The organism is Nonomuraea sp. MG754425, assembly GCF_021699195.1.
Taxonomy (GTDB): Bacteria; Actinomycetota; Actinomycetes; order Streptosporangiales; family Streptosporangiaceae; genus Nonomuraea.
This window is the reverse complement of the sequence record NZ_SSXE01000502.1, coordinates 1-478: the sequence shown is the minus strand read 5'-3', so window position 1 is coordinate 478 and position 478 is coordinate 1. Positions and strand designations below refer to the sequence as shown.

At 72.2% G+C, this 478-nt stretch carries 1 protein-coding gene; it reads left to right on the top strand.

Annotation, left to right across the window (positions count from 1 at the left end; genetic code table 11):
- Positions 1 to 85 precede the first annotated feature (85 nt).
- Positions 86 to 478, top strand: a 393-nt coding sequence (locus FAF44_RS53710) for a MerR family transcriptional regulator (RefSeq protein WP_237111198.1), incomplete at its 3' end; no start/stop codon positions are given.

The following is a 478-nucleotide window of genomic DNA, read 5'->3' as shown; positions in this document are numbered from 1 at the left end:
GCATGGCGGTCGGCGTGGAGGGGGGCATGGCGTGAATATACCGCTCTGGTTATATGCCTGCAAGGTTATGTACGGGGGATGGTCCATGCTGGGGGGCGTGGACGAGGAGTTGCTGCCGATCGGCCGGTTCGCCCGGTTGGCGCGGTTGAGCGTGAAGCAGTTGCGGCACTACGACGAGCTGGGCTTGCTGCCTCCGGCGCACGTGGACCCTGCGACGGGTTACCGGTTCTACCGGGCGTCGCAGGCGCGGGTGGCGTTGTCGATCGGGCTGCTGCGCTCGCTGGACGTGCCGTTGCCGGTGGTGGCGCAGGTGCTGTCGGGCGCGCCGGGGGCTCTTTGCGGGGTGCGGGACGGGCTGGAGGCGGAGCTGGCGCGGCGGCGGCGGACGCTGGCGTCGCTGGAGCGGGTGATGGCCGGGGGGTTGCCGACGGCCCGGGTGCGGGTGGAGCGGGTGCCGCGCTCGCGGGTGGTGCTGGTG